The following is a 25,932-nucleotide window of genomic DNA, read 5'->3' on the forward strand; positions in this document are numbered from 1 at the left end:
GTCCGGGCCGTGCTGCCCCCGGACCTCGCCACGCGGCGCCCTGCCGGACGGCGGCTCAGTTGGCCGTGCCGCCCTCCGGCGTCGGGGATGCGCCTTCCGCGGACGCCTCCTCGATCCGCTTGACGTCGAAGACGAATTCGCCCGTATCCTTGAAGTGCTGGAGACGCTTGGCGTTGCGATCTTCCATGGCGGCGATGGATTCCATCTGCTTGTTCAACTCCGCCGGGTCGTGCTGGGGATCGTATTCCGACCCCTCGACCTTTTCGGGATAGCCGGGCTTCGGCTCCCAGCAATTGCCGGGCTCCTTGCAGTTGGTGCCGTCATAGGCCAGCGCCGGGGCGGCGCCGAAGCCGATCGCGGCAACCATGACCAGGGCCAGCTTGCGTGTCATTGCTTGCATGTCGGTATCCTCCCGTTCTGAGTGCGGCGGTTCACCCGCCTTCGCTTCCGTAGGGCTTGAAAGACTGGCGCTGCTCGCGCGTCAGCCACACGGCCTCGCTCGGATCCCCGGTAAAGAGGTGCCGCGTCCAGGCCATCACCTTCAGCATCTCGTCGAGGTTGAGGTGGCCGTATTGCGGACCCATCATCCCCTGTGCGCCGCCGTAGATGGTTTCGAACAGACCCTTGTCGGTCTCGTTCTTGGGATAGGTCCAGTAGGAGTCGTTGAGGCCCGGCCCGAGCTTGCCCTCGGCCACGTGGCCGTGACAGCCGGAGCAGGCGGTGAGGTAGAGCTCTTCCCCTTCCTTCAGCGCGTCCGGTTGCTCGTTGTACTGGTTGACACCGGTCTGCAGGAAGGCTTTCACGGCCTCCGTGTCGCGCCCTTCCTCGGGGGCGAACGAGAGGTCGAGCGGCGTACCCTCGACCGTATGGCTGAACTGCATCTGTGCCGCCGCCGCGAAGGTGAAGGCCAGTGCGGCCCCGCCGGCAAGAAAGATCGTCTTGAGCGTCATGAGCCTGTCGTTCCTGTGAACCCGAAATTGCCCACCGGGAACCGGAGCCTCAACAAGGGCGGCTCCGGCAACTTCACAAGGACAGCGGCCGCCCTTAGCTGGACAGCGGCAGCAGCGGTATGCCTTCCTCCTCGAGGATGGTGCGGATCTGGTCCTGCGCCTTGGCGAGGCCCTCGTTGATCTCCTTCAGGAGCGCATCGTCGCCCTTTCGCACCCCGACGGTCTGGCCGTACTGCAGGGGGATGGTCACGCCATCCTGTCGCTCCAGGCTGTTCTCGATCAGCGTCAGCCGCAATTCGCCGTCCGACGCCGTGACATAACGGGCGACATCGGGGGCGAAGGCGATGGCAAGATCGGCCTCGCCGTTGCGCACCTCGCTCGCCAGCCTGTCGGCAGCGACCTCGGTGAAGGCGTTGCGGTTGGATTTGAAGTTCACCAGCCCGTACAGATACGCGAGGTTGTCCTCGTACTTGCCGGCATATTTCAGCATGGTCTGCGCCGGAGAGTGGATGCGCGTCGCAAAGCGTTTCAGCCCGTCGCGGCCGGCATCCTGCCAGCGGTGGCCGTCGAAGCCGGCATCCGCCCGGCTGACGAAAGCATAGGCCGTCCGGAAATAGGGTTCCGAGGTTTCGACGCGCGGATCGCCCGGGTCGATGCCGAAGACAACATCGCATTGCTTCGGCTCCAGAAGGTCGCGGACATTGTAGATCGACGCGCGCTCCGAAAAGACGAACTCGACCTCGCGGCCCATCGCCTGCGCCAGCGCATCCGCGATCCGGTTTTCGAAACCGTCCTTTGCCGCGGTGGAGTAGGGGGCGTCCTTGGCCGAGGCGCACACCATCAGCCTGTCGCTCATCGAGGTCGGGCTGGGCCCTCTTTCTTCGGCCGTCGGCTCGTGCACCTGCGGTATGACGCCGACGGTCTCGGCGCGGGCCGGACCGGCCGTGGCGCCCAAGGCCAGAGCGGCCGCCGTCAGGAGAAGTTTTGCGAACATAGCTCTCATCCTTCGATCGGTGGGCGGAATGCCGGCATGCCGGCATTCCGCACCAGGCCTGCTCAGTTGACCGTCTGTCCGGAAGCGCCGCCCTGCAGCGAGGCGTCCCGGCCCACAGGGGCGGGCGGCTCGTTGACACGGGGCTGGTACTCGCCCTTCTCGAGGTCGCTGTACGGGCCTTCGCCATCCAGCGAGAAGACCATGACGCCGCCACCCATCTGCGTGTAGTTCTGGAGCTGGCGGAAGGCGCCGACCGAGCCGAGGCCCGCCGTCGGGTCGTTCAGGTCGAAGACGAGGCCGACACCCGGCCAGCCGCCGACACCGTAGTAGATGGCGACATACTGGACGCCGTCATGCTCGTAGGTCATCGGGTGGCCGATGGCGCCGGAAGGCATCTTGAACTTCCACAGGAGATCGCCCGTGTCGGAGTCGCGTGCCTTGATGAAGCCGTCCAGCGTTCCGTAGAACATGACGCCGCCTGCCGTTGCCAGGGTTCCGCCCCAGGCGGCGAAGCGCTCCATGACTTCCCATTTGAAGGCGCCGGTGATGGCGTCATAGGCTTTGACCTGCCCGAGGCCGAGACCGTTCTGGCGGTCGCCCTTGGGGCCCGGATACATGCTCAGCGTCGCACCCACGAAGAACTGGCCGGCTCTGTAGGGCAGCATGAACGGTTCCCAGTCCATGCAGATGTGGTTGATGCCCATGTAGAAGAGCTTGCGCTCCGGGTCGTAGGAATCGTGACCCTGGTTGTGATAGCCCATCGCCGAGGGGCAGATATCGCGGGCCTGATGGTCCATGCGGGTGCCGAATTCGGGGTCGCGCTGCGGGATGCCGGTTTCCAGGTCCACCTGCGTCACCCAGTTGACCGTATCGTCGATCTTGTCAGCCGAGATCAGGTCGCCATTGGTGCGGTCCAGCGTATAGACGATGCCGTTCCGGTCCGGGTGGGTCAGAAGCTTGCGCGTCTGGCCCTGCTTGTCTTCCTGTTCCGACAGCATCATCACGTTGACGCCGGCATAGTCCCATTCGTCATGCGGGGTCTTCTGGTAGGCGAAGCGCGCTTCGCCCGTGTCGGCGTCGCGGCCCCAGATCGCCATGGTCCATTTGTTGTCGCCGGGCCGCATCGTCTCGTTCCACGGCGCGGGGTTGCCGGAGCCATAGTAGAACAGGTCCTCTTCCGGATCGTAGGCATACCAGCCCCAGTTGGTGCCGCCGCCGATCTTCCAGGCGTCGCCCTCCCAGGTGCGGGTGCCGAGGCCCGTCTGGCCGTAATGCGGATTGGCATCGTTGAAGTCGGCCGCCAGCAGCACTTCCTCGTCCGGACCGGTGGCATAGGCGCGCCAGAGCTGCTCGCCCGTCTTCACGTCGTAGCTCGTGACATAGCCGCGCACGCCCAGCTCTGCGCCGGACGAGCCGACCAGGACCGTATCCTTGATGACGTAGGGCGCGATGGTGAGGGTGGAGCCGACGCGGATGTCGGAATTTTCCATTTCCCACCGGGTCTGGCCCGTTTCCGCATCCAGCGCCACGATGCGCCCGTCGAGCTGGGTGCGGAAGATCAGCGGGTCTACCTCATCGTCGCCCGGCCAGTAGGCAAGGCCGCGATTGACCACGTCGCAGCAGGCCACGGCGCGGGCCGTGGGGTCCTGGCGCGGCTTGTTCTGCCACAGGATCTTGCCCGGCTCATCGAGGTCGAGCGCAAACGTCGTGTTGGGGAAGGGCGTGTGCACGAACATCTTGCCGTCCACCACGAGCGGCGTTCCCTCGTGGCCGTGCAGCACGCCGGTGGAGAAGGACCATGCGGGCCGCAGCTCGCCGACATTCTCCTTGGTGATCTGCGTGCTGGGGGAGAAATTCTGCGCGTTGTAGTCGCGCCCGGTCATCACCCAGTTTTCAGGGCTCTTCGCAAGCTCGACCAACGCGTCATTGGCCAGCGCACCGCCCTGAGCCCCCAAAATCAATGCGCAAGAAAGCGCGGCGCCTGACGCCGAAGCCCAGAGTCTGTTCATTGTGCCTCCCATCAACTTCGTGTTGCCAAGGCCCACCAAGTCGTTCCTTGGGTTTTACCCAAGTGCCGCCCTTTCCGGATGTTTTTCGTGTCGAGGCAGGTGCCTCGATGCTCCGGGGACGTGCTGTTGAACGAAAGAGTTACACAGGCACCAGGGAACGTCTCTAGGCTATTTGTGCAGACGGGTCGGGAAATACTTCCCGGCCGGGATGGATGAAGTCATCGGGAAATATTCCCGATCATGGCGGGAAGGCGGCCCCATCCGGTGGGAAGGGTTTACCCGCCTTGCGTGCAGCGCGTAAGATTGTCGCGGCAAATGCTTGGCGAAGGGTGGGCACCCAGGTACGGAGTGTGCGGATGAGCCATGGCGTCTCCCGCGCCATGCTGGCACTGATATCGGGCGGACTTGCCGCCTGTGACGAGCCACCAGTGGCGGAAACGGTTCCTGTGCAGCGGCAGGCTGAGGCCCATTGGCAGGCCTATGGCGCCGACAGGCCCGCCGGCGAATGGCTGGCCATGCTGGAAACCGGACATGAGGTCGGCCCGCAGGACGCCCGCGTCCGCGATTACGACGCGCTGCTGACCCATGCCGCAAGCCGCTTCACCGAATCGCCGCGCATGATCGCCAATCGCCTCGTTCAGGCGCAGGACACATTGCAGGCCATGGGCGAGGCGCACGGGATGGACGACCTCCTGAACGATTTCCTGGCGCTCGCACCCCGAGGCGACCATTTGTCCTTCGCGACCTTGCTTCATCATTATCTGAACCTGAGACGTCAGGGCGTCGACCATGGCTCGGCCGTGGCGGAGCTGCGGCGCACCGGGCCGGGCGGGGTGGCGCAATGACCGTGCGCGACGGAAACGGCCTGAGCCTTTCGCCCGCGATATCGGCCGGGACGCAGGCCGCCGGGCGGCGCCTGCCGCAGTTGCGCAGCCGTATCATGCTGGGCGTCGTGGGGCTGAGCGCCGTCTTGTGGCTGCTTTTGGCCTTCGGCATGGTGGTCAACGCGCGGCTGGCGACACGCGCCGAGGTTTCGGCCTCCTTCGCCATTGCGGAGCGCTTCGCCGAAGCACGCATCGCCTCCATCGGCCCGGCCGGGACACTGGAGGCATATCGCCGGCTGGTGGCCGAACTGAGCGAGATGCGCCATGTCAGCGCCGCGCTGTCGCATCCGCTGGCGGGGCCGGACGACGACGCCGCCACGGGCGACGACGACGAAGAGGAGGCGCCCCGCTGGTTTACGGCGTTGATCGAGAACGAGCCGATCGACAGCCTGTTCACCCTGACGCTGGACGACGGATCGACCGCCACCCTGATGCTGGCGGCAAACGATGCCGACGAGATTGCGGAGGTGTGGCAGGATTTCAGCTTCATCCTGCCCGTCACCATCCTCTATGGCGCCATCCTTTCGCTTCTGTCGATGCTGCTGGTCAACCTCGTGTTCGCGCGGCTGCGGCGCATCGAGGACGCGTTGGACCGCCTGCGCGAAGGGGCGCTGGAGACGCGGCTGGACGACGCCGACTTTGCCGAGTTCGGCCGTGTCACCGGCGGCTTCAACGATCTTGCGAGCCACCTTTGCGAGGAAAAGCGCCTCAACCGCAATCTGGCCCGCCGACTTCTGGACGCCCACGAGGCCGAACGGCGGGCCCTGGCCAACGATCTCCATGACGAGCTCGGGCCGCACCTCTTCAGCCTGCGGGCCGCCGTGGCCATGCTGAAGCGCAAGGCTGCCCGCGCCGACGGCGGCGACGGGCTGGAAACGCCGCTTCACATGCTGGAAGACGAGGTCGCGACGCTGCAATCGGCAACGCGGCGGCTTTTGGCGGGCTTGCGGCCGATGTCGGTGGGTGGCGTGCCTCTGCGCGATACGGTGGAGGGCGCGGTGGAGTCGTTTCGCCGGTCGTCGCCCGACACGCAATTTGCGTGTCGCACGGAAACGGCGGACGCCACATTCGGCGAGGTGGTGGACCTGACCGTCTATCGTTTCGTGCAGGAAAGCGTTCTCAACGCACTCAAGCACGGCAAGGCCCGGCACGTAGACGTGTCGATCGCGCTGCGTCCGGGCAACGCGTCCTGCGATGCGGTGCTGGAAGCGACCGTCGCCAATGACGGGACGATGCCCGTGGCATCGAACAGGGAGGGTTACGGATTGATCGGAATTGCGGAACGGGTCGAAGCCTTGGGCGGCTTCGCGACGGCGCCGGGCGTGGCGGGGGGACGGACGACCTGCCGGATCGCCATTCCGGTGCGCGCGGCCGGCAACGGCGCGGCCGAGGGTGCACGGCCATGACGCGCGCGCTTGTCATCGACGATCATCCCGTCGTCTTCCAGGGATGCCGGCAGACCATCAGCGATTATGGCGCCAGCGAAGTGTTCGGTGCCCTGTCGCCGCTGGAGGGGTTCCGCGCCTATCGGCGTTTGAACCCGGACGTGATCCTGCTCGACCTTTCCTTCGGGCCCAACATGTTCGGCGGCTTCGCCTTCATCAAGCGGTTCCGCTCCCGCGACGGGCGCACGCCCATCCTGATCTTCTCCATGCATGACGACCCCGTCATCGTCCGGCGTGCGCTGGCCCTCGGTGCGACGGGCTATGTGCAGAAGGACGCCAGCCCCGATACGATCGGCGAGGCCTTCGACACGGTGCGGCAGGGGAAGCCCTATCTGCCCCCGGACATGGCCGCGCGCGTGGCCTTCCTGAACCGGCCGTCCGGCGGGTCCGACCGCGACAGGCTGACCGACCGCGAACTGGAGATCCTGGGTCTTCTGGCGGCGGGCCGGTCCTACGCCGAAATCGCGGAAGGGCTGAGCATCAGCTACAAGACCGTGGCCAACGCCTGCTCGTCGCTCAAGGTCAAGCTGGCCGCCAAGACGCTGCCCGATCTGGTCGCCAAGGCGGTGCGCATTACCGGACGGGCTTGAGCGGCAGGCGCACCGTATGCGCCGCGACATGCGCCAGAAGCGCTTCGTCATGGCTGATGGCCACTATGCCCGTTCCCCGCTCGGCGCACAGGGATTGCAAACCGCGCCACACCTCTGCCTGCGTGACCGGGTCCAGCGAGGCGGTCGCCTCGTCCAGCACCAGAAAGCGGATTTGCGGCGCCAGGGCGCGCACCAGCACCACGCGCTGCAATTCTCCGCCGGACAGCGATTGCGGATACCGGCCGGCCCAGGCCGGATCGACCCGGAAGCGGCATAGCATGTCCCGGGATGGCTGGTGCGCCTCGGTCAGGATGCGCTGGATGCGCCAGGCCGGGTTGACCGCACCGAAGGCATGCTGCGCCACATACTGGATGGGGCGCAGGCCCCGCACGGGCGAGGGGCGGCCATCGATATGGACGGCGCCGCCGACCGGGCGCAGCAAGCCGGCAAGAATGCGCCCCAGGGTGGATTTGCCACAGCCGGACGGACCGGCAAGGCCGACGATCTCGCCCGGCCGCACGGTAAGGTCGATACCCTCGAAAAGCGTCCTGCCCCCGCGCGAGGCCGTTATGGAGTGCGCCTCAAGCATCGATGGTCATCCCGTTTGCCGGGGTTGCGCGCCAAAGGCGGCGCGCGTGCGCATCGGGTATCTCCGCACCATCGGCCGTAAAGGCCGAGGCCGGCATCGGCGCGGCGAACCCGCCGGGCGACAGGACGGCGATCGCGTCGGCGACGCCGCTTGCGAAGACGAGATCGTGGGTGATGACGATGAGCGCGCATCCCTCCGATGCAAGACGCCGCAGGTCGCCGGCGACATGGCCGATGCTGGCCCCGTCGAGGCCACTGGTGGGCTCGTCCACGATCAGCACTTGTGGACGGCCGACCGTGGCGATGCCTAGAATGATCCGCCGCGCCATGCCGCCGGACAGATGGTGCGGGTAGAGATCGCAGGTTTCTTCGGCCAGGCCCAGGCGCGCGAGCGACGCGGCACCGGCCGCCTTGCGGGCCATCCCCGCCAGGCCGGCGCGCCGCGCCGCCCAACGGAACTGGTCGCCGATGCAGGCGGACGGGTCCAGGCTGGACAAAGGTTGCGGTGCAAGGGCGATGCGCCGTCCGCGGATGGCGCGCAGGCGGGCGTCGGTCATCGCCTCCCCATCGAGGACCAGCGTCCCGCTGCGTTGCGCGCCGCCCGGCAGCATGCCGACGAGCGCGGCGGCGATCAGCGATTTGCCGATGCCGGACTCTCCCGCCAGCGCCACGATCTGTCCTCGTTCGACGGTAAAGGAGAGGCCGGAAACGAGAGGGCGTCCGTCCATGTGGATTGCCAGTTCCTGCGCCTCTATCATCGGGCAGCCTCCGGCAAGGGGGTAAGCTGTCGCTGCAGATGGGCGCCGATGCTCTCCACAAGCAGCACCGTGGCAACCAGCACGAGGCCCGGAAACAGACCGAGCCACCAATAGCCGGCGCTTAAGGTGCGCATCGCCTCGGACAGGAGGATGCCGATGGCCGGGCGCGTCGGCTCCAGGCCGAAGCCGAGAAAGGTGAGGGCGGCCTCGTGCAGGATGGCATGCGGCAACATCAGCACGGCGCCCACCAAGAGCTGCGGCAACAGATGCGGCAGGACATGCCGCGTCGCCACATGGAGCGGCGACCGGCCGAAAGCTCTGGATGCGGCGACGAAGTCGGATGCCAAGACCTGCTCCAGTTCCAGGCGCAGAAGCCGGGTCAGCCTCGGCCAATGGGACAGGGCCACGGCAGCGACGACGGCGTCCGCGCCACCGCCCAATGCAAAGGCGATCAGCACCAGCAGCACCAGGTGCGGAAGGCTCAGCACCGCGTCGGTAACGAAGGAAACGAGCCCGCCCGCGGCCTTGTGCAGGCTTGCCACCATGGTCAGGCAGAGGGCGATGGCCGTGGAGGCGAGCGACGCGGCAAGCCCGATGCGCAGGCTGAGCGAAAGGCCGGCCAGGCTGCGCGCCACCATGTCGCGGCCGAGCGCATCGGTGCCGAAGGGCGCGTGCATGGAGGGCGGCATCAGACGCTGCGCGAAATCGGGCGCCGGGCCGGCCCCGCCGAACGCCGCAAGGGCGGCGACGGCCAGCACGAGCGCGTAGAGCGGCCAGTAACGGATGATCCCGGATCCGCTCATGGAACCACGGCCAGATCCGCATCGCGAAGGCGCGGGTCCACCGCCTTGGCCACCAGCCGCGCGGCCATGCCGCCCAGGCCGACGACAAGCGCGGTCAGAAGCGTGATCGCCAGCAGCAACGGCACGTCGCCCTGCAGCCCGGCATCCACCGCCGCCCGGCCAAGGCCGGGATAGGCGAAGACCTGCTCGGCCAGCATCGCGCCGCCAAACAATTCCCCGATGGACGCCAGCATCAGCGCGATCCCGGGCAGGGCCGCGTTGCGGGCCACGTGGCGCATTGCGATATCGGCCCGCCCCGCGCCCTGAGCCAGGGCGAAGCGGACATGATCGGACCGCATGATGACGATGGCCTTGGCGCGCGTATGAAGGGCGATCTGCGCGACGCCGAACAGGGTGAGCGTCACGAGCGGCAGCGCCAGATGGGACAGGGTCTGCATCAGGGACACATCCTGCGGACGCACGCCGATGGGGCCTGCGCAACACAGGGGCGCCCAGCCGAGGCCGACCGAAAAGACGGTCAACATCAGGATCGCCAGCCAGAAGGTGGGCGTCGACGCCAGCACGAAACTCCAGCCGCGCACGAAGCGGTCCAGGGGCGTATTCTCGTAGACACCGGCCAGGATACCGAGCACGAAGCCGACGAGGCTGGACAAAAACCAGCTTGTGCCGGCAAGCGCAAGGCTGGGCCCGGCCCGGGCGGCGATAACCTCCGCAACCGGCGCATTATAGGACAGGCTGTAGCCGGCATCGCCCGACAGGAGGTTGCCCAGCCACAGAAGAAACTGTGCGGGCCAGGGGCGGTCCAGCCCCCATGCCGCGGCGATGGCGGCGCGCTGCGCCTCGCCGACGCGGCCGATGGCGGGGCCAAGATAGGCATCCACCGGGTCGATGGGCGACAGCTTGACCAGCAGGAAGGCGCAAAGGGCCACGAAGGCCAGAAGGGCCGCCAGCCTTGCGAGCGCCGAGATCAGCGGTGCTATCAGTCGCACGTCCAGCGCCACCCGGCGATGCCGGCCGTGATCGGCCAGCCATGACCATGCGGCTCGATCTGCGTTTCGCCGAGGTCGAGGCATGCGCCGACAAGGTAGACATGGGTAAGGTTGACCAGCCAGGCATAGGCGGCATCGCCGCGCGAGCCATAGCCGGTGACGCCGTCGAATGCGGCGGCACGCCAATGCGGATAGGATGCTTCCATGCTGGGGGCGGCCTGCGCCGCATCGAGATGCCCGTCGACGGTGGCGTTGGCGTAGAAGGTGGGGTTCATGTAGCCGCGCCCGGCCAGCGAGGAGTGGTAGAGGCTGTAGACTTCGAAGGGCGAATGGCTGCCGAAGCCGAACATCACCGGCTCCGAATGCATGACGCGGCGGATCGCCGACCAGGGCGCGCCCTGCGGACGCATCTCGATGCCGAGCGGGCGGAGCAGGGTGGCCACCGTTTCAGACAGGATCTGCCGGGTGCTGTCGCTGGCGGGATAGTACAGGGGGACGCTGGCGCGCAGGCCGTCCTTGACCCGTATGCCGTCCGTGCCGGGCTGCCAGCCGGCCTCATCCAGCAGCCGCGCGGCGGCCTGCGCATCGTAGGCGACCGTTTCGTCGGCATTGCCCCAGGGCAGTCCGTCGGCGGGGCCGGTTGCCGGGCTGCCGAAACCGCCCAGCGCAACCTCCACCAGAACCTGCCTGTCGATGCCCATGTCGATCGCGTGGCGGATGGCGTCATCCGCCGTCACCGCATTGCCGATGGGAAGGCCGTCCGGCGTGGTCTTGCCGGGCGCCTGCATCGGCAGGCTGATGCCGCGGTTGTCTACCGAGCGGACTTCCTGGCGGCGGAAACCCTCCGGCACGATGCCGGCGAGCATGCCGGGCACGGACGCCATATCCACCGCCCCCGCACGGGTGGCGGCGAGCGCGCCGTCCTCGCCGGTAAACAGGAAGGTCAGTTGGCGGAAGGCCGGCGCCGGGCCGTAATAAAGCGGGTTCCGCTCGACGATGAGCTGCTCGCCCTCGCTCCACGACACCAGTTTGTACGGGCCCGATCCGACGGGTTGGCGCGCATAGCCCGGACCGTAGGATGCGGCCGGTACGATGCCGATCGTGTGGAAGAACTCGGTGAAGGCGATGGCCGGCTCGCGCAGGCGGAAGGTGACCGTTTCGGCATCCACCGCAGTTGCCGCTTCCAGCACGGACAGGTCGAGGGCGCCGGCGGCATCCCGCGCCGTGTTGAAGGTAAAGGCGACGTCCTCAGCAGTCAGCGGCGTATCGTCCGAGAAGCGGGCGTCCGTCCGGATCGTGACCGTCCATGTCAAACGGTCGTCGGACAAGGACCAGCGCGTTGCCAGATCGGGCTGGCTGGCAAGCCCGGCATCGCGGGCAAGCAAGGTGGACTGGAACAGCGGGTGCCCGTACGCACCCCACCCGAGCACCGGATCGAAGCCGGTTTCCGGCTCGCCGCCGATGGCAAGAACGAGATCCTCGCGTGGCGCGGCGCCCGCCGGGGCGGCAAGGACCCCGCAACAGATTGCAACCAACCCCACAAAAGCGGCAATACGCATGCACCATACTCCGAACCGGGCGAATCGCCGGGATAATAGAATCGGGTGTGTATGAGGTCTATGTAAAAACATCATACGCGCGAATGCGCAGGGAGTGGACATGCAGCGCGTTACGGTGACCCTGGACGACGACCTGATGGTCGAGCTGGACCGCATCATGGAAGAGCGGAACTACCAGAACCGGTCCGAGGCGGTGCGCGATCTGGTGCGCGCCGGGCTGCGCGACGCCAAGGTGGAGGGCCCGGAAACCGGCCTTTGCATGGGCGCCCTCGTCTACGTCTACGATCACAATGCGCGCGAGCTGTCACGCCGGCTCACCAATGCCTATCACGACCACCATGAGCTGTCGGTTGCGTCCATGCATGTGCATCTGGACCACGATACCTGCATGGAACTGTCGGTCTTGCGGGGCGAGGCGCAGGCCGTGCGCCACTTTGCGGACCATGTCATCGCCGAGCGCAGCGTGCGCCATGGCGAGCTGATGATCATTCCGGTCGAGGCCGGGAAGGACGGCAGCGATGGGTGACAAGAAGGCTCGCCGCGAGCGCAAGGGAGAGAAGCGTCAGGTTGCGGCGCTACCGGTACGGGTAGATGAAGACGGCAATCTGCTCGTCCTTTTGATCACGTCCCGGGAGACGCGGCGCTGGGTGCTGCCCAAGGGCAATCTGATGAAGGGCAAGACACCGGCGCGCGCCGCCGCCATCGAGGCGATCGAGGAAGCAGGCATCGTCGGCAAGACGATCAAGAAGCCCTATGACAGTTTCCAGTACTGGAAGCGCGGCAAGCGCGCCTTCGCCTTCGCCGTCGTCGACGTCTACCTGCTCATCGTTGCAGGGCGGCGTCCGACCTGGAAGGAAAAGGGGCAGCGCAGGCAGGTTTGGGTGACACCGTCACAGGCGGCGCTGATGGTGCTGGAGCCGGAACTTCAGAGCTTGCTGCAGCGGCTGGACGCGGATGAAGCCGTTGCGCGCCAGATCCGCGAGAATTTTCCCGAACCTGCCTGAGCGCTGAAGCGCAACAGCCATTCCCTATCGCGGCCTCGGACCTAGTTTTCCGGAAAGGCAAGCCGCAAGGGGTTTTTAAGAAACATGCGTTCCATTCTTTTCGCAGCGGCGTTGGCCGCAAGCGCAGCGGCCGGCCCGGCCCTTGCCGCACCCGTGGTCGTATCGTCCAAGATCGATACCGAAGGCGGCGTGCTCGGCAACATGATCCTGCTGGCGTTGCAGAATGCCGGCATCGAGACGACGGATCGCATCCAGCTCGGCGGAACGCCGGTGGTGCGGCAGGCGATCATCGCCGGCGAGGTCGACATCTATCCGGAATATACCGGCAACGCCGCCTTCTTCTTCAACAAGGAAGGCGAGGCCGATACGTGGAAGGACGCCACGAAGGCCTATGAGGCTGCCAAGCAGCTCGACTACGATGCCAACAAGATCGTCTGGCTGGCCCCGTCGCCGGCCAACAACACCTGGGGCATCGCCGTGGCGGGCCCGGTGGCCGAAGAGAATTCCCTGAACACGCTGACCGAGTTCGGCGCATGGGTTGCCGGCGGCGGCGACGTCAAGCTTGCGGCATCGTCCGAGTTCGTCAATTCGGCGGCCGCCCTGCCGGCCTTCCAGACGACCTACGGCTTCACCCTGACCCCCGATCAGCTACTGACCCTGTCGGGCGGCGATACGGCCGCCACCATCGCCGCCGCCGCGCAGGGCACAAACGGGGTCAATGCGGCCATGGTCTACGGTACCGATGGCGGTATCGCCGCGTCGGGCCTGAAGGTGATGGAAGACGACAAGGCCGTGCAGCCCGTCTACCAGCCGGCGCCGATCGTCCGCGAGGCCGTGCTGCAGGAGCATCCGAATATCGCCGAAATCCTGCAGCCGATCTTCGCCAGCCTCGATCTGACGACGCTGCAGGAGCTGAATGGCCGCGTCCAGCTTGGCGGCGAACCCGCACGCGCCGTTGCGCAAGAGTATCTGACGTCCAAGGGCCTGCTGAAGTAAGCGGACGGGGCAGGGCCCTCGGTGCGCAGGCTCGACAAGCTGGGTCTCGTCATCGCCGCCATGGCATCGGCGGCGCTGCTGACGCTGCCGTTCGCCACCTTCCGGGCCAACCGCATCGTTGCCGGCGAAGGCCGCACGCTGCTCGACGCCCTGCCGCCGGCGCCGGCAACCGTGACGATGGCCATCCTTGTGGGCGTCGGCGCGCTGGCGCTGCTGCGCACCGGGCCGGTTCCGAAGCTGGCGGGCAGCCTGATCGCGCTTCTTGCGCTTATCCTTGCCATCGGCATGGTGCCTGGCCATCTGACACCGCCGGAAAATACGTTCGCACGCGTGTCGCCTGCCTCAGGGTTCTGGGTCCTGCTGTTCGCCTACGCCCTGCTGGCCACCGACGCGCTGGCGCGCCTGAAGCCGCCACCGCTGGTCCGCGTGTTGATCCTTGTCGGCGCGCTCGGCGTGCTGGCGCTGGTGCTCTGGTCCGGGCGGTGGGACGGGCTGTCCCTGATGCGCGAATATGGCAGCCGTGCCGACTCGTTCTGGCGTGAGGTCGGGCGTCACCTCGTGCTGGCGCTTGGCTCGCTCGTCGCCTCCGTCGTCGTCGGCATTCCGCTTGGTATCGTCTGCCATCGTATCGGCGCCATCCGTGCGCCGATCTTGAACGGCCTGAATATCGTGCAGACCATTCCGTCCATAGCGCTGTTCGGCCTTCTGATCGCGCCGCTGGGCTGGCTGGCGGCCAACGTGCCGTTGGCGCACGCCATCGGCATCCGGGGCATCGGCGTGGCGCCGGCCTTCGTAGCCCTGTTCCTGTATTCGCTGCTGCCCGTCGTCGCCAATACCGTGGTGGGCCTTGCCAGCATACCGGCCGACGCCGACGATGCCGCCCGCGGCGTGGGGATGACGGACCGGCAACGCCTGTTCGGCGTGGAGCTGCCGTTGGCCTTTCCCGTGATCCTGACGGGCATCCGGATCGTACTGGTGCAGAATATCGGCCTGGCCACCATCGCAGCCCTGATCGGCGGCGGCGGGCTTGGCGTCTTCGTCTTCCAGGGCATCGGCCAGACCGCCATGGATCTGGTCCTGCTGGGTGCCCTGCCCACCGTCGTCATGGCCTTCAGCTCCGCCATCATCCTGGATGCCGCCGTGGAGGCATCCAGCCACCGAAGATCGGGAACACGGGCATGATCGAGCTTCGCAACCTCACCAAGCGCTATGGCGACGTCGCCGTGGTGGACGACGTCTCATTCACCATGCAGCCGCGCAGCGTGACGGCCATCGTGGGCACATCCGGTTCCGGCAAGACCACCTTGATGCGGATGATCAACCGCATGACGGAGCCGACGGACGGGGCGGTGCTGATCGACGGAGAGAATAACCGCTCTCTGCCGCCGCACGAACTGCGGCGTCGCATCGGCTATGTGATCCAGAACCATGGCCTGTTCCCGCACCGCACGGTCGGCGAAAACATCGCGACGGTGCCCAATCTGATCGGCTGGGACAAAGAGCGCATCGCGGCGCGTGTTTCCGAACTCCTGGAGCTGTTTCAGCTCGACCCTTCCGATTTTGCCGGCCGCTACCCGCATGAGCTGTCCGGCGGGCAGCAGCAGCGCGTCGGCGTGGCGCGGGCGCTGGCGGCGGAACCCAACATCCTGCTGATGGACGAGCCCTTCGGCGCGCTCGATCCGATCATCCGCACGAAGGCCCAGGCCGACCTTCTGGCCATCCAGAAACGCTTTGGAACCACGATCGTTTTCGTGACCCACGACATGGAGGAGGCGATCCACCTCGGCGACAGGATCGCCGTGATGGATGGCGGCAAGGTGGTGCAGTACGCGTCACCCAAGGAAATCCTGTCCAGGCCGGCCAACATGTTCGTCGACCGGCTCATCGGCACCGGCGACAGGCCCTTCCGATATCTGTCGCTCAGCGGCGTCGGCGACCTTGTCGAGCAGGGAGAAGCCAGCGGCGCGCCCATTGCGCGCGACGCCAGCCGCAGGGATGCGCTGGCCGAACTTCTGTGGTCGGGCCGCGACGTTGCGCCGGTGGCCGACAGCGCGGGCGCGACGCTGGGCATCATCCGGCGCGCGCGGCTGATCGCGGAGGCGGCGCGTCCGGCATGAGGCGGTTGGCCTCCCTTCTCTGGCGTGTCTGCCTGCTGGGATTGCTTCTGGCCTTCCTGCTGCGGCCGGACATGTTCGCACCGCTGCTGCGGCCGCTGACGCAGAACGGAGCCCCGGCGATCTACGCGCAGGGCAGCCTCATGCAGCTCACCTTGCTGCATCTGCGCACCGTCGCCATCGCCACCCTTGCGGCAACGCTGGTTGCCCTGTCGCTGGCTGTCCTGGTGACCCGGCCGGGTGGCCGGGATTTCCTGCCGCTGTCGCGCAGCGTGGTGAACATCGGCCAGACCTTTCCACCCGTTGCCGTGCTGGCGCTGGCTGTGCCGGCGGTGGGCTTCGGCGAGGCGCCGACGCTGATCGCGCTGTTTCTCTATGGACTGCTGCCGATCTTCGAGAATGCGATGACAGGCCTGACCGGCTTGCCGCCCGCCGTGGTGGAAGCGGCACGCGGCACGGGCATGACCAACTGGCAGCGGCTATGGCGGGTGGAACTGCCGCTTGCGCTGCCTGTCATCCTGGCGGGCATCCGGCTGTCGGTCATCATCGGGCTGGCCACCGCCACCATCGGCTCCACCGTGGCGGCGCGCACGCTGGGCGAGGTCATCATTGCCGGGCTTTTGTCCAACAACCTTGCCTATATCGTGCAGGGCGGGCTGATCGTCGCCGTGCTTGCGGTGCTTCTGTCGGATCTTTTATCGGCAGCCGAACGCCTGGTCGCCCGCCGCATGGGCCAGGCAGGGCGGCAGGGCTGACCGGCGGGAACGACCTGCCATGGGCTCTCGTTGATGTAAGACAGGCCATCGGCTCGGGAGGTTGCGATGCCACAGGGCGACAAGTCCAAATATACCGACAAGCAGGAGCGCAAGGCGGAACACATCGCCGAGGGCTATGAAGACAAGGGCCTGTCGGAAAAGGAAGCGGAGCGCCGCGCCTGGGCGACCGTCAACAAGCAGGACGGGGGCGGAAACAAGCCCGGCGGCTCAGGCAGGGGCAAGAGGGCGCCCTGACGAACGTTACGATCCGCCGGACACGATCCTGGGTTCTTCGGTGTCGCCGGGCCGGAAGGCGCCAGCGATGCTGAGCCCGTCCAGGACATAAACCTGGCATTCCGGGCAATTCTCTTTCTCGCGCGGGGAAGGCGGCATCTGGCGGAAGAAGCAGTAGGCCTTGGCCGCGATGGGCTCGCCATAGATGTTGGCGGCCTCGAAATTGACCACCATCACGTAATTGTCCGAACCGGGTTCGCGCTTGCTTTCCACCGCGCCACGGCGGTAGCTGGCCGGGTTCTGGATTGCGGCGACCACGCCCGCCTCGCACCGTGCGATGGCCATCGAGTCGTCGGCGCGCGCCGGCGCGGTCAGCGCCAGCAAAGCCATTAGCAAGCAGAATTGGAGAGGCTTGGTCGAAACCGCCATGTCACCCTGTCGTTCGTATCCGACGGGCATACTATCCAAGACTGCGGCATTCAGACGGCAGAGCCTCGATAATCAGGTTCGTTACTCGGCCGCCCCGCGCAACGGCCGCTCTGCAGCATCGCGGAACTGCATGCGTGCAAGCTCCGAATAGAGGCCACCCGAAGCGGACAGGCTGGCATGGGTGCCTTCCTCGATGATGCGGCCGCCGGACATGACCAGGATGCGATCCGCCTTCAGGACGGTTGCCAGCCGATGTGCGATGACAAGCGTGGTGCGACCCCGCATCAACGTTTCCAGCCCCTCCTGTACGGCCCGCTCGCTTTGCGAGTCCAGCGCGGACGTCGCCTCGTCCAGAAGCAGCACGGGCGCATCGCGCAGGATTGCGCGGGCGATGGCCAGCCGCTGCCGCTGGCCGCCGGACAGCGTCACGCCGCGCTCTCCCACCTTGGTATCGTAGCCCTCCGGCAAATCGCGGATGAAGCCTTCCGCCATGGCCGAACGCGCCGCCGACTCGATCTCGTCGCGCGTCGCATCCGCGCGGCCGAAGGCGATGTTGTCGGCGATGCTTGCGGCAAAGGCGGCGACATCCTGCGGCACCAGCGCGATCCGGCTTCTGAGCGCGTTTTTGCTTACCGTCCTGATATCGCTTCCATCCATCTCGATATGGCCGGATGTCGGGTCGTAAAACCGTTCGATGAGCGAAAAGACGGTGGATTTGCCGGCACCGGAAGGCCCGACGATGGCCACCGTTTCGCCCGGCCGGATCGTGAAGGAAAGGCCCGAGACGGCCGGCATGCCGCCCGCCGGGTAGGCGAAGCTGACATCGTGGAAGGCGATGGCGCCGCGCGCCGGTTGCGGCATGGGCAGCGCCGGAACGGCTTCCGGCACCGACGGCTCCTCGACCAGCAATTCGGTCAGGCGCTCCGTTGCGCCTGCGGCCAGCGCGAGATCGCCCCAGACTTCCGACAACTGCCCGAGCGCGCTGGCGGCGAAGACGGCGTACAGAATGAACTGGCCGAGCGTGCCGGCGGTCATCTCTCCGGTGATCACCTGCTGCGAGCCGATCCAGAGCACCGCCACGATGGACGAGAAGACGAGGAAGATGGCAAAGGCCGTCAGGAAGGCCCGCGCCTTGATGGTGCCGCGCGCGGCTTCGAATGCATCGTCCACCGCCTGCGTATAGCGGCTCGTCGCCATATCCTCGGCGGTGAAGGCCTGCACCGTGCGCATCGCACCGATCGCTTCGGTGGCATAGGCGCTGGCATGGGCCAGCGTATCCTGCGCCGCCCGGGACTTGCGTCGAACCTGGCGGCCGATGGCGATCAGCGGCACCACGATGACCGGGATGACCGCGATGACGATGAAGGAAAGCGCCGGCGCGGTGAACACCATCATCGCCAGCGAGCCGGTGACCAGAATGGCGTTGCGCAAGGCCAGCGACGCCGTCGAGCCGACGGCGGATTTGACCTGCGTCGTATCGGCGGTGAGTCGCGAGACGATTTCGCCGGACATCGTCCTGTCGTAGAAATCCTGCGAGAGCCGGGTCACCTGCGCGAAGACGTCCTTGCGCAGGCTGGCGACGACGCGCTCGCCCAGCGTGACGACGAAGTAATAGCGGCCGGCGCTGGCCACGGCCAACAGCCCGGCCAGCACGACGAGCATGGCGAAATAGGTATCGACGAAGCGGGTGTCCGGCGTATCGAAGCCGAGGTCGATGACACGGCGCACGGCCAGTGGCAGGGACAGGGTGGTCAGCGAGGCGAGGGCCAGGAAGAAGACTGCGCCCGCGACCAGGCCGCGATTGGCGGCAAGATAGGGCAACAGCTTGCGCAACGGGCGCAGGTTTCGACGTTTCGCCCCTCCCGGCGCCACGGACGTTTCAGCCAAGCTCAACTCTCCTGTATCAGACCCTTGTGCCCCATGGGCCGCTGATGTATAGGCTCACCCTCGAATTTGGAAGCATTTGCGCAATGGTTCTTCGGGAGCCGGCCTTTTGCCGCCACCGGGTGGCACCAGGTCATGACGCACTGCCGACGCCTAAAGGATCAGGAAGCATGAAAGCCAAGATTCATCCCGATTACCACACCATTACCGTGGTGATGACCAATGGTACCGAGTACCAGACGCGCTCCACCTATGGCCGCGAGGGCGACAAGCTCAACCTCGACATCGACCCGACCAGCCATCCGGCCTGGACGGGCGGCAATCAGCAGCTTATGGACCGCGGCGGCCGCGTGTCGCGCTTCAAGAAGCGCTACGAAGGCCTGGGCATCTAAGCCTCCGCACTACCTGCATCCATTTCGTCAAAAGGCCCCGTCACTCCGTCGACGGGGCCTTTTGCGTGTATGGGCAGGAATTGTCGGGGCAGGCGTCGCAACGCGTTTTCGCAAGGGTACGGGCGCCGGATCGAATCATCGTCGGCGATGAATGGTCAGGGAAGGCAGGCGATCTAGAAGGAGAACGCGGTCTTCAACAGGTTGATCTGCTCGGCCACGGCGTTACGGGGCGCCTCGCGCTGCTGCGCGTGCCCGGTCAGGCCGGCGTCGAGCTGGCGGACCCTGTCTTCGAGCCGGTCGGTGCGGCGCACCAGATGCAGGAAGGGCTCCGGCAGTTCCGCGAAGTTTGCCGAATCCTGCGCCGCGGACGTCCCGTCCAGCCGCACCTTGGCCTTTTCTGCCGCGACCTGCTCTGCCGACATCTCGCCCTGGATCGCCGCGCGCTGCAAAAGCAGCCACGAGGCCAGATGCATCAACCGCGTCGTAAGCCGCATCGATTCCGCGGCATAGAGCGTGGCGCCCGAGCGATTCAGCTTCTCGCTGTCGCGGCGGCCCTCTCCATCCAGATAGGTGGCCGTTTCGTCCACGAGAGCCATGCCTTCGCGGAAAAGGCTCTGGAAAGATTGACCGCAGGCATGCCGCTCCGCAAGCCGGATCGGGCCTTGGACAGAACGGTCGTCGTGGAAGCCAGTGTTCATGGTGTCGAAAACGGCAAACTCGTGTTGAAAGTTGCAGCCGCCTGGCGGAATCGCCATCGACCTGGCACGGAAAGTGCGGCGATGCTGTCCATAAGGCAAGGATGGACTATGTCCTTGGTTAATTCACGTTAAGCTTCTGCGGACAAGAGGGGAAGATGGCACTCGTGGCAGAGATGACGGCGGTCGTACTGGATGGGTTCGGTGGGCCCGAGGTTCTGAAGCCGGCCAAGGTTGAGCGGCCACGGCCCGGCCCCGGCGAAGTCCTCATCGAGGTTCACGCTGCCGGGGTGAACCGGCCGGATGTCTTGCAGCGCATGGGGGCCTATCCGCCGCCCAGCGGCGCACCCGCTTGGCCGGGCCTGGAAGTGGCCGGCCTTGTCGCGGAACTCGGCGAGGGCGTCGACCGCTTCGCCGAGGGCGAACCGGTCATGGCGCTTCTGCCGGGGGGCGGCTATGCCGAATTTGCCGTGGCGCCGGCAGGCTCCGTCCTGCCTGTGCCGGCCGGCGTTTCGATGGTCGAGGCGGCGGCCATGCCGGAAACCTTCTTCACCGTGTGGCACAATGTCATCGAGCGCGGCGGCCTTATGGCGGGGGAAACCCTGCTCGTGCATGGAGGCTCTTCCGGCATCGGCACGACGGCCATCCAGTTGGCCCGCGCCCGCAACGCGCGCGTGGTGGCAACGGCCGGTAGCGCCGAAAAATGTGCGCGGCTGGTGGAGCTTGGCGCCGACAGGGCGGTGGACTACCACACGCAGGATTTTGTCGAGGTCGTGCGCGAAGCAACCGGCGGGCGCGGGGCCGACGTCATCCTGGATATGGTGGGCGGCGATTATCTGGCACGGAACCTGAAAGCTGCCGCCGCCGATGCGCGGATCGTCCAGATCGCCTTCCTGCGCGGCCAGAAAGCCGAACTCGACATCGCGCTTCTGATGGCACGGCGCATCACGGTTACGGGATCGACGCTGCGAGCAAGGGACGCAGCCTTCAAGGCCGGTATCGCCCAGGCGATCGAAACGCATGTCTGGCCGCTGGTGGAGGAGGGAAGGGTGCGCCCCATCATCGACCGGACCTTCCCGCTGGAACAGGCGGCGGACGCGCACCGGGCCATCGACGCCGACCATTTCGGCAAGATCGTGCTGACCACGGCGCGGCACGCCGATCGTTAAGCGTTGCTGCGGAATTCGCCGACGCTTCCTTGCGGAGCGGCAACCGCATGCTTATACTACGCCCGAATTTCCCTACATGTGGCGCTTGACCACGGCCCGCTCGACCGAGCGGGCGAACAGGAGACCTTTATCCCATGGCCCAGCAGCTTCTGATGCCGAAGGCGACCGCAGTCTGGCTGGTGGACAACACCGCCCTGTCGTTCGACCAAATCGCCGAATTCTGCAAGATGCATCCGCTCGAGATCAAGGCGATCGCGGATGGCGAGTCGGCGCAAGGCATCAAGGGCATGGACCCCATCATCACCGGCCAGCTGACCCGCGAGGAGATCAAGCGCGCCGAAGATGACGAGAATTACCGCCTGAAGCTGGCGCCCCCGAAGGTGCGTGTGCCGGAAGCCAAGAAGAAGGGGCCGCGCTACACGCCGGTTTCCAAGCGGCAGGACCGGCCCAATGCCATTCTATGGCTGGTGCGCAACCATGCGGAATTGAAGGACGCGCAGATTTCCCGCCTGGTCGGCACCACCAAGCACACGATCGAGCAGATCCGCGAGCGGACCCACTGGAACTCGGCCAATTTGCAGCCGATGGACCCCGTGACGCTGGGCCTCTGCTCGCAGATCGACCTGGACCTCGAGGTGGAGAAGGCATCGCGCGGGCTGCCCCGCCCCGAGCAGGACGAGGAAGAGCGTCTGCTGGCTGCCGCCCAGACGCAGGATTATCAGGATGGCCGTTCGGGCGCCGACAGCGAAGAGCTGGACGCCGCTGCCGTCTTCGCCAAGCTCAGCTCGATGCGCAATGCGCCGAAGGAAGACGAAGAGGAAGACAGCTACTGAGCTGTCCTGCCGCAAACGGGTGACGGGGCCGGCCGATCAGCCGTTGCCCCGGAACTCGGGATACAGGGTCATGCCGCCATCGATGAACAGCGTCTGGCCCACGACATAATCCGAAGCGTCGGACGCAAGCCATGCAGTGGTGCGTCCGACATCTTCCGGATCGCCGATCCGCTTGTAGGGGATCAGCTCCAGCATCGCCTGTTCCCCACCGTCCTTTTCACGCTCGGCCTTGTTGATTTCGGTGGCGATGGCACCGGGCGCGACGGCATTGACGCGAATCCGCTCCTGCGAAACTTCCTGGGCAAGCGATTCCATCAAGAGCTTGAGGCCGCCCTTGGATGCCGCGTAATTGACGCGGAAGGCCCAGGGAATCCGCTCGTGTACCGATGAGTTGAAGATCAGCTTGCCGAGTGCCCGGCTGACATTGGGCCTCATTCCCTTCCTGCGAAAGCGCAGGATCGCTTCCCGCCCGACAAGGAATGCGCCCGTCAGATTGGTGGAGATGACCGCGTTCCAGTCGTCCAGGGTCATGTCGCCGATGGCGGCGTCCTTCTGACGCCCGGCATTGGATATCACGATATCCAGCGGCCCAAACGCCTGCTCCGCCGTATCGAACATCGCCTTCACATCGCTTTCGGAGGCGACGTCGGCCTTTATGGCGACAGCCTTGCCGCCGATCGCCTGAACCATCGCCACCGTCTGTTCCGCGCCTTCCTGCGACCCATGATAGTTGACCGCCACGTGTGCGCCGGCCTCGGCCAGCGCAAGTGCGACGGCGCGCCCGATGCCGGACGAAGCACCGGTGACGAGGGCGGATTGCCCCTTCAACATGTGCAAGTCAGGATATGCCATCCGGATCCTCCAAAATGTGCCTATGCTCGCCGCCGCTGCCGTCACCCAAAGCGCGATCCAGCCAGATGGCCGCCGAGATCAGCGACAGATGCGTCAGCCCCTGCGGGAAATTGCCGAGATGGTCGCCCGAGGAAGAGAGCTCCTCGGCATAAAGGCCGAGATGGTTGGCGTAGGAGTGCAGCTTCTCGAACATCAGGCGCGCTTCCGCGACATGGCCGGTGCGTGCCAGGGCCTCGACATACCAGAAGGAGCATATGGTGAATGAGCCTTCGCGTCCCTCAAGGCCGTCATCGCTGGCCTCGTCGTTGTTGTAGCGGTGGACGAGGCAGTCATGGACAAGGTTTTCCTGCACCGCCTTGAGCGTCGACACCCACATCGGATCGCGCGGATTGATAAAGCGTACGAGCGGCATCAACAGCACCACCGCATCCAGCGCGACACCGCCCTTGACCTGGGTAAAGGCGCCGATATCCGGGTTCCAGAACTCTTCCAGGATGGTTTCCTGGATGGTGTCGCGCGCCTTGCGCCACGTCTCCATGTCGCACGGAAGCGACTGCCGCATGGCGATGCGCAGGCCGCGGTCCAGCGCAACCCAGCACATCAGGCGAGACGAGAGATAGTCTTCGTCTTCCCCGCGGCTTTCCCAGATACCCTTGTCCGGCAGGTGCCAGTTGGCCGCGACCCAGTCCAGCATGCGGCGCATCTTCTTCCAGGCACTGGTGGTGGGCTTGCCGCGCGCCTTGGTGGAAATGTAGACGGCGTCCATAAACTCGCCGAAAATGTCCATCTGCCGCTGGGTATACGCCTCGTTGCCGATCCGGACCGGGCGCGAGTTCTCGAAGCCGTCCATATGGTCGAGGGTGGTTTCGTGCAGATGGTCGTTGCCGTCCATCGCATACATGATCTGCAGGCCCGGCCCGCCGTCTTCCGGCTGTTCCATCATCCGCTCCAGCAGAAAATGGGTGAAGGCCTCCGCCTCGTCGTAATAGTTCAGGCGCGAAAAGGCATAGAGCGTAAAGGCCGAATCGCGGACCCAGCAGTAGCGGTAATCCCAGTTGCGTTCCCCGCCCAGAACCTCCGGCAGGCCGAAGGTGGCGGCCGCTGCGATGGACCCGTGCTTCTGCGAGGTCAGAAGCTTCAGTGTCAGGGCCGAGCGCACCACGAGCTCGCGCCAGTTGCCGGGGTAGCTGCCCTGCCCAACCCATTTGTGCCAGTACTCGCTGGTCTGCTGGAAGGCCTCGCGCACATAGACCTTGTCGATCTTCGGCATGTCGGCCCGGCCGGGGCAGAAGACGACGTGAACCGTTTCGCCTTCTTGAAGGGTCCATCGGCCGGTTGCGCCGTCGTCTTCGATCGTCATCGGACGGTCGCTGTAGAAATAGAGTTGGTGGTCCTTGCCGTCCTGTGTCCACGAAACCGAAAATCCGCCCTCGATGGGTTCCAGCGCCGGCACGATCCGTCCGTAATCCGGGCGGGGTACGATCCTGAGCGCGAAGGTGACCTTGCCGATCACGGCCTTCGCACGGCGCACGATACGGCCCGAACCATCGGTCGGCATGAAGTCCGACACTTCGCCGATGGCCCCGTCATCCAGAAAGCGGGTCAGGAGGATGTTGGTGTCGGGCAGGTAGATCTGCCGGGTATCGAACCCATCATTGTCCACGCAAAGGCTGAAGAAGCCGGCGCCCGGATGCAGAAGGCTGCAGAACAGGCTGGGCGAGTCCAGATCCGGATGGCAGAAATAGTCGATGGTGCCGTCGACCGCCACCAGCGCCGCCGTCCGCATATCGCCGATTATCCCATGGTCTGCGATGCGGTTGGGCACGGTGGCGCTGGATGCTGCGTTCATGATGCGGAGTGCCTCGCGGACTGGACGGGACGGTGCGGAAGGACGGGCGCGCGGATGACCCACGCATTGCACCCTAATAAAGCTTCTTCGCCGTGGGCAGTTCCGACTTGGCAAGCCGGTGTCGGCTATGAGACACAAGGTTCGTGTCATGCCGGTGGTGCATGATGCGCTGGGCTGCAAGCCCGAGCGGAGGTGTAATGAGTGCATTGGAAGAAAGCCTGCGGCGCGCGCTGAACCTTGGCGACGCAGCCGACCCCGAGTACAGGCTTTCCATCTATCAGGCATCCGAGCGCGCCCTCGAAAAGATGCTGGCCGAGAAGGCCGTGCCGGGAAACGAGGCGCAGGAGCGCCGTCTTGCGCTGGCCGAAGCGATCTCGCGCATCGAGGACGATTTCGAGGCCGGCGCCCTGCCGGCCGGACAGGCCGACGGCTCTGCCCCGGCGCATGACGCCCACGATATCGACTTCGCCGATGAAGACGCCGGCCACCGGCCGTCGGACCAGCATGCCGATTACGAGTCCAGCCTGGACAGGCATCCGCCCCGGCGCGGCCTTGTATCGATGCCGACCCTCATCGGCATCGGCGTCGCGCTTTTCCTCGTCATCGCGCTCTATGTCCTCAGCACGATCTTCCAGTCCGGCGAAACCGTCCCGGCGGGCGACGGCGGCAATGCGGCCCAGACCGGCGAGGCCGCGTCGCCGACGAACATCTCGTGGATCAATGTCTTCTCCGGCGCCAATATCGAGACGCTGTCGACGCCCGAGGGCGGCCGCGTCGAGGCCATCACCGCCAATGGGCGCGAGGCGGTGCGCATGCAATCTCCCAGCGGCCAGACCAGCGAAGTGATGCTGGCCGTCGGGCCAGGGCTCGTCGGCGAGATCGCCGGATCAACCGTGCGGGTGGAGCTGACGGCCGGCTCGCCCGATTCCCGCGCGCGGGAGTTCAGCGTGCGCTGCCTCTTCGCCAGCAACAGCATCTGCGACCGGCAGCGATTCGTGACCAGCATGCAGGAAGAGGCCTTCGTCTTCGATATCGCCGTGCCTGGCGATGCCGCCAGCCCGGCCACGCTGGCCATTGCCCCGGGTGTCGGCGGCGAAGGCTCCGACCTCGATCTCTTCGCCGTGCGGATGCGCGTTATCGGATAAGGCCGGCTTTTC

At 66.1% G+C, this 25,932-nt stretch carries 27 protein-coding genes and 1 pseudogene; 14 read left to right on the forward strand and 14 right to left on the reverse strand.

What is annotated here, in order from left to right:
- Positions 1-55 precede the first annotated feature (55 nt).
- The 4 genes from AUL31_RS00630 to AUL31_RS00645 all read right to left on the reverse strand — a co-directional run bounded on the left by AUL31_RS00630 (position 56) and on the right by AUL31_RS00645 (position 3,953).
- Positions 56-391, reverse strand: a complete 336-nt coding sequence (locus AUL31_RS00630) for a methanol dehydrogenase [cytochrome c] subunit (RefSeq protein WP_060599971.1) — start codon at positions 389-391, stop codon at positions 56-58.
- Between the two features lie 40 nt (positions 392-431).
- Positions 432-950 carry a cytochrome c(L), periplasmic gene (gene moxG / locus AUL31_RS00635; RefSeq protein ID WP_060599975.1) on the reverse strand — a complete coding sequence of 173 codons (519 nt, stop codon included), beginning with the start codon at positions 948-950 and terminating at the stop codon, positions 432-434.
- 94 nt (positions 951-1,044) lie between these two features.
- Positions 1,045-1,944, reverse strand: a complete 900-nt coding sequence (gene moxJ, locus AUL31_RS00640) for a methanol oxidation system protein MoxJ (RefSeq protein WP_060599977.1) — start codon at positions 1,942-1,944, stop codon at positions 1,045-1,047.
- Between the two features lie 62 nt (positions 1,945-2,006).
- The gene (locus AUL31_RS00645; protein WP_082646708.1) at positions 2,007-3,953 is read right to left on the reverse strand and encodes a methanol/ethanol family PQQ-dependent dehydrogenase; all 1,947 of its coding nucleotides are present in this window, start codon (positions 3,951-3,953) and stop codon (positions 2,007-2,009) included.
- Between the two features lie 356 nt (positions 3,954-4,309).
- Here AUL31_RS00645 and AUL31_RS00650 point away from each other — a divergent pair, with 356 nt between their 5' ends.
- The 3 genes from AUL31_RS00650 to AUL31_RS00660 are packed head-to-tail and all read left to right on the forward strand — an operon-like array spanning position 4,310 to position 6,872.
- Complete coding sequence (locus AUL31_RS00650) at positions 4,310-4,798, forward strand: hypothetical protein (RefSeq protein WP_060599979.1); 489 nt, start codon at positions 4,310-4,312, stop codon at positions 4,796-4,798.
- Positions 4,795-6,243, forward strand: coding sequence for a HAMP domain-containing sensor histidine kinase (locus AUL31_RS00655; protein ID WP_060599981.1), 1,449 nt, complete (start codon positions 4,795-4,797; stop codon positions 6,241-6,243). The genes AUL31_RS00650 and AUL31_RS00655 overlap by 4 nt, the downstream gene beginning before the upstream one ends.
- Complete coding sequence (locus AUL31_RS00660) at positions 6,240-6,872, forward strand: response regulator transcription factor (RefSeq protein ID WP_060599983.1); 633 nt, start codon at positions 6,240-6,242, stop codon at positions 6,870-6,872. Before AUL31_RS00655 ends, AUL31_RS00660 begins: the two co-directional genes overlap by 4 nt.
- On the opposite strand, the gene AUL31_RS00665 is transcribed toward AUL31_RS00660, so the two are convergent.
- The 5 genes from AUL31_RS00665 to AUL31_RS00685 are packed head-to-tail and all read right to left on the reverse strand — an operon-like array spanning position 6,856 to position 11,569.
- Positions 6,856-7,461 carry an ABC transporter ATP-binding protein gene (locus AUL31_RS00665; RefSeq protein WP_060599985.1) on the reverse strand — a complete coding sequence of 202 codons (606 nt, stop codon included), beginning with the start codon at positions 7,459-7,461 and terminating at the stop codon, positions 6,856-6,858. The two genes, AUL31_RS00660 and AUL31_RS00665, sit on opposite strands and share 17 nt — an antisense overlap.
- Positions 7,454-8,218 (reverse strand): ATP-binding cassette domain-containing protein, encoded by a 765-nt coding sequence (locus AUL31_RS00670; protein WP_060599987.1) that lies wholly within the window; start codon positions 8,216-8,218, stop codon positions 7,454-7,456. Before AUL31_RS00670 ends, AUL31_RS00665 begins: the two co-directional genes overlap by 8 nt.
- Complete coding sequence (locus tag AUL31_RS00675) at positions 8,215-9,021, reverse strand: ABC transporter permease (RefSeq protein ID WP_060599989.1); 807 nt, start codon at positions 9,019-9,021, stop codon at positions 8,215-8,217. Before AUL31_RS00675 ends, AUL31_RS00670 begins: the two co-directional genes overlap by 4 nt.
- Positions 9,018-10,010, reverse strand: coding sequence for an ABC transporter permease (locus tag AUL31_RS00680; RefSeq protein ID WP_060600471.1), 993 nt, complete (start codon positions 10,008-10,010; stop codon positions 9,018-9,020). Before AUL31_RS00680 ends, AUL31_RS00675 begins: the two co-directional genes overlap by 4 nt.
- Positions 10,001-11,569 carry an ABC transporter substrate-binding protein gene (locus AUL31_RS00685; RefSeq protein WP_060599991.1) on the reverse strand — a complete coding sequence of 523 codons (1,569 nt, stop codon included), beginning with the start codon at positions 11,567-11,569 and terminating at the stop codon, positions 10,001-10,003. The genes AUL31_RS00680 and AUL31_RS00685 overlap by 10 nt, the downstream gene beginning before the upstream one ends.
- A 100-nt stretch (positions 11,570-11,669) precedes the next feature.
- Between AUL31_RS00685 and nikR the strand changes: the two genes are divergently transcribed.
- The 7 genes and pseudogenes from nikR to AUL31_RS00720 all read left to right on the forward strand — a co-directional run.
- On the forward strand, positions 11,670-12,095 hold the full coding sequence (gene nikR, locus AUL31_RS00690) for a nickel-responsive transcriptional regulator NikR (protein WP_060599993.1): 426 nt from the start codon (positions 11,670-11,672) through the stop codon (positions 12,093-12,095).
- Positions 12,088-12,573, forward strand: a complete 486-nt coding sequence (locus AUL31_RS00695; RefSeq protein WP_060599994.1) for an NUDIX hydrolase — start codon at positions 12,088-12,090, stop codon at positions 12,571-12,573. Before nikR ends, AUL31_RS00695 begins: the two co-directional genes overlap by 8 nt.
- Before the next feature lie 84 nt (positions 12,574-12,657).
- A complete protein-coding gene (gene osmF / locus AUL31_RS00700; protein WP_060599996.1) occupies positions 12,658-13,569 on the forward strand; it encodes a glycine betaine ABC transporter substrate-binding protein OsmF in 912 nt (303 codons plus the stop codon).
- 60 nt (positions 13,570-13,629) lie between these two features.
- The gene (locus AUL31_RS00705) at positions 13,630-14,751 is read left to right on the forward strand and encodes an ABC transporter permease (protein WP_060600473.1); all 1,122 of its coding nucleotides are present in this window, start codon (positions 13,630-13,632) and stop codon (positions 14,749-14,751) included.
- Positions 14,748-15,686 (forward strand): ABC transporter ATP-binding protein, encoded by a 939-nt coding sequence (locus tag AUL31_RS00710; RefSeq protein ID WP_060599998.1) that lies wholly within the window; start codon positions 14,748-14,750, stop codon positions 15,684-15,686. Before AUL31_RS00705 ends, AUL31_RS00710 begins: the two co-directional genes overlap by 4 nt.
- Complete coding sequence (locus AUL31_RS00715) at positions 15,683-16,438, forward strand: ABC transporter permease (protein WP_060600000.1); 756 nt, start codon at positions 15,683-15,685, stop codon at positions 16,436-16,438. Before AUL31_RS00710 ends, AUL31_RS00715 begins: the two co-directional genes overlap by 4 nt.
- Before the next feature lie 66 nt (positions 16,439-16,504).
- A pseudogene (locus AUL31_RS00720) lies at positions 16,505-16,681 on the forward strand (plasmid stabilization protein); the annotation flags it as partial.
- Positions 16,682-16,699: 18 nt separating this feature from the next.
- Here the strand turns inward: AUL31_RS00720 and AUL31_RS00725 are convergent.
- Positions 16,700-17,101 carry a hypothetical protein gene (locus tag AUL31_RS00725; RefSeq protein WP_143190089.1) on the reverse strand — a complete coding sequence of 134 codons (402 nt, stop codon included), beginning with the start codon at positions 17,099-17,101 and terminating at the stop codon, positions 16,700-16,702.
- 81 nt (positions 17,102-17,182) lie between these two features.
- Positions 17,183-18,988: an ABC transporter transmembrane domain-containing protein gene (locus AUL31_RS00730; RefSeq protein WP_060600005.1), complete on the reverse strand. Its 1,806-nt coding sequence runs from the start codon at positions 18,986-18,988 to the stop codon at positions 17,183-17,185.
- A 167-nt stretch (positions 18,989-19,155) separates the two neighbouring features.
- On the opposite strand from AUL31_RS00730, the gene rpmE reads away from it, so the two are divergent.
- A complete protein-coding gene (gene rpmE / locus AUL31_RS00735) occupies positions 19,156-19,377 on the forward strand; it encodes a 50S ribosomal protein L31 (RefSeq protein ID WP_060600008.1) in 222 nt (73 codons plus the stop codon).
- A 173-nt stretch (positions 19,378-19,550) separates the two neighbouring features.
- On the opposite strand, the gene rcdA is transcribed toward rpmE, so the two are convergent.
- Positions 19,551-19,973 carry a protease adaptor protein RcdA gene (gene rcdA, locus AUL31_RS00740; RefSeq protein ID WP_244489284.1) on the reverse strand — a complete coding sequence of 141 codons (423 nt, stop codon included), beginning with the start codon at positions 19,971-19,973 and terminating at the stop codon, positions 19,551-19,553.
- A 257-nt stretch (positions 19,974-20,230) separates the two neighbouring features.
- Here rcdA and AUL31_RS00745 point away from each other — a divergent pair, with 257 nt between their 5' ends.
- The gene (locus tag AUL31_RS00745) at positions 20,231-21,241 is read left to right on the forward strand and encodes an NAD(P)H-quinone oxidoreductase (protein ID WP_060600010.1); all 1,011 of its coding nucleotides are present in this window, start codon (positions 20,231-20,233) and stop codon (positions 21,239-21,241) included.
- A gap of 134 nt (positions 21,242-21,375) precedes the next feature.
- The gene (locus AUL31_RS00750; protein ID WP_060600012.1) at positions 21,376-22,074 is read left to right on the forward strand and encodes a DUF1013 domain-containing protein; all 699 of its coding nucleotides are present in this window, start codon (positions 21,376-21,378) and stop codon (positions 22,072-22,074) included.
- A 36-nt stretch (positions 22,075-22,110) separates the two neighbouring features.
- Here AUL31_RS00750 and AUL31_RS00755 read toward each other — a convergent pair whose 3' ends face one another.
- Positions 22,111-22,926 carry an SDR family oxidoreductase gene (locus AUL31_RS00755; protein ID WP_073468954.1) on the reverse strand — a complete coding sequence of 272 codons (816 nt, stop codon included), beginning with the start codon at positions 22,924-22,926 and terminating at the stop codon, positions 22,111-22,113.
- Entirely contained in the window at positions 22,913-24,775 is a 1,863-nt protein-coding gene (locus tag AUL31_RS00760) for a glycoside hydrolase family 15 protein (protein WP_060600016.1), read from the reverse strand. Before AUL31_RS00760 ends, AUL31_RS00755 begins: the two co-directional genes overlap by 14 nt.
- A 197-nt stretch (positions 24,776-24,972) precedes the next feature.
- Between AUL31_RS00760 and AUL31_RS00765 the strand changes: the two genes are divergently transcribed.
- Positions 24,973-25,920 (forward strand): hypothetical protein, encoded by a 948-nt coding sequence (locus AUL31_RS00765; protein ID WP_060600018.1) that lies wholly within the window; start codon positions 24,973-24,975, stop codon positions 25,918-25,920.
- Positions 25,921-25,932 lie beyond the last annotated feature (12 nt).

Source organism: Aureimonas altamirensis, assembly GCF_001463885.1.
GTDB classification, from domain to species: Bacteria; Pseudomonadota; Alphaproteobacteria; order Rhizobiales; family Rhizobiaceae; genus Aureimonas; species Aureimonas altamirensis.

Coding starts and splice junctions, on each gene's coding strand:
- AUL31_RS00630 (WP_060599971.1), bottom strand. CDS start 391: ATGACACGCAAGCTGGCCCTGGTCATGGTTGCCGCGATCGGCTTCGGC.
- moxG (WP_060599975.1), bottom strand. CDS start 950: ATGACGCTCAAGACGATCTTTCTTGCCGGCGGGGCCGCACTGGCCTTC.
- moxJ (WP_060599977.1), bottom strand. CDS start 1,944: ATGTTCGCAAAACTTCTCCTGACGGCGGCCGCTCTGGCCTTGGGCGCC.
- AUL31_RS00645 (WP_082646708.1), bottom strand. CDS start 3,953: ATGAACAGACTCTGGGCTTCGGCGTCAGGCGCCGCGCTTTCTTGCGCA.
- AUL31_RS00650 (WP_060599979.1), top strand. CDS start 4,310: ATGAGCCATGGCGTCTCCCGCGCCATGCTGGCACTGATATCGGGCGGA.
- AUL31_RS00655 (WP_060599981.1), top strand. CDS start 4,795: ATGACCGTGCGCGACGGAAACGGCCTGAGCCTTTCGCCCGCGATATCG.
- AUL31_RS00660 (WP_060599983.1), top strand. CDS start 6,240: ATGACGCGCGCGCTTGTCATCGACGATCATCCCGTCGTCTTCCAGGGA.
- AUL31_RS00665 (WP_060599985.1), bottom strand. CDS start 7,461: ATGCTTGAGGCGCACTCCATAACGGCCTCGCGCGGGGGCAGGACGCTT.
- AUL31_RS00670 (WP_060599987.1), bottom strand. CDS start 8,218: ATGATAGAGGCGCAGGAACTGGCAATCCACATGGACGGACGCCCTCTC.
- AUL31_RS00675 (WP_060599989.1), bottom strand. CDS start 9,021: ATGAGCGGATCCGGGATCATCCGTTACTGGCCGCTCTACGCGCTCGTG.
- AUL31_RS00685 (WP_060599991.1), bottom strand. CDS start 11,569: ATGCGTATTGCCGCTTTTGTGGGGTTGGTTGCAATCTGTTGCGGGGTC.
- nikR (WP_060599993.1), top strand. CDS start 11,670: ATGCAGCGCGTTACGGTGACCCTGGACGACGACCTGATGGTCGAGCTG.
- AUL31_RS00695 (WP_060599994.1), top strand. CDS start 12,088: ATGGGTGACAAGAAGGCTCGCCGCGAGCGCAAGGGAGAGAAGCGTCAG.
- osmF (WP_060599996.1), top strand. CDS start 12,658: ATGCGTTCCATTCTTTTCGCAGCGGCGTTGGCCGCAAGCGCAGCGGCC.
- AUL31_RS00705 (WP_060600473.1), top strand. CDS start 13,630: ATGGCATCGGCGGCGCTGCTGACGCTGCCGTTCGCCACCTTCCGGGCC.
- AUL31_RS00710 (WP_060599998.1), top strand. CDS start 14,748: ATGATCGAGCTTCGCAACCTCACCAAGCGCTATGGCGACGTCGCCGTG.
- AUL31_RS00715 (WP_060600000.1), top strand. CDS start 15,683: ATGAGGCGGTTGGCCTCCCTTCTCTGGCGTGTCTGCCTGCTGGGATTG.
- AUL31_RS00725 (WP_143190089.1), bottom strand. CDS start 17,101: ATGGCGGTTTCGACCAAGCCTCTCCAATTCTGCTTGCTAATGGCTTTG.
- rpmE (WP_060600008.1), top strand. CDS start 19,156: ATGAAAGCCAAGATTCATCCCGATTACCACACCATTACCGTGGTGATG.
- rcdA (WP_244489284.1), bottom strand. CDS start 19,973: ATGGCTCTCGTGGACGAAACGGCCACCTATCTGGATGGAGAGGGCCGC.
- AUL31_RS00745 (WP_060600010.1), top strand. CDS start 20,231: ATGGCACTCGTGGCAGAGATGACGGCGGTCGTACTGGATGGGTTCGGT.
- AUL31_RS00750 (WP_060600012.1), top strand. CDS start 21,376: ATGGCCCAGCAGCTTCTGATGCCGAAGGCGACCGCAGTCTGGCTGGTG.
- AUL31_RS00755 (WP_073468954.1), bottom strand. CDS start 22,926: ATGGCATATCCTGACTTGCACATGTTGAAGGGGCAATCCGCCCTCGTC.
- AUL31_RS00760 (WP_060600016.1), bottom strand. CDS start 24,775: ATGAACGCAGCATCCAGCGCCACCGTGCCCAACCGCATCGCAGACCAT.
- AUL31_RS00765 (WP_060600018.1), top strand. CDS start 24,973: ATGAGTGCATTGGAAGAAAGCCTGCGGCGCGCGCTGAACCTTGGCGAC.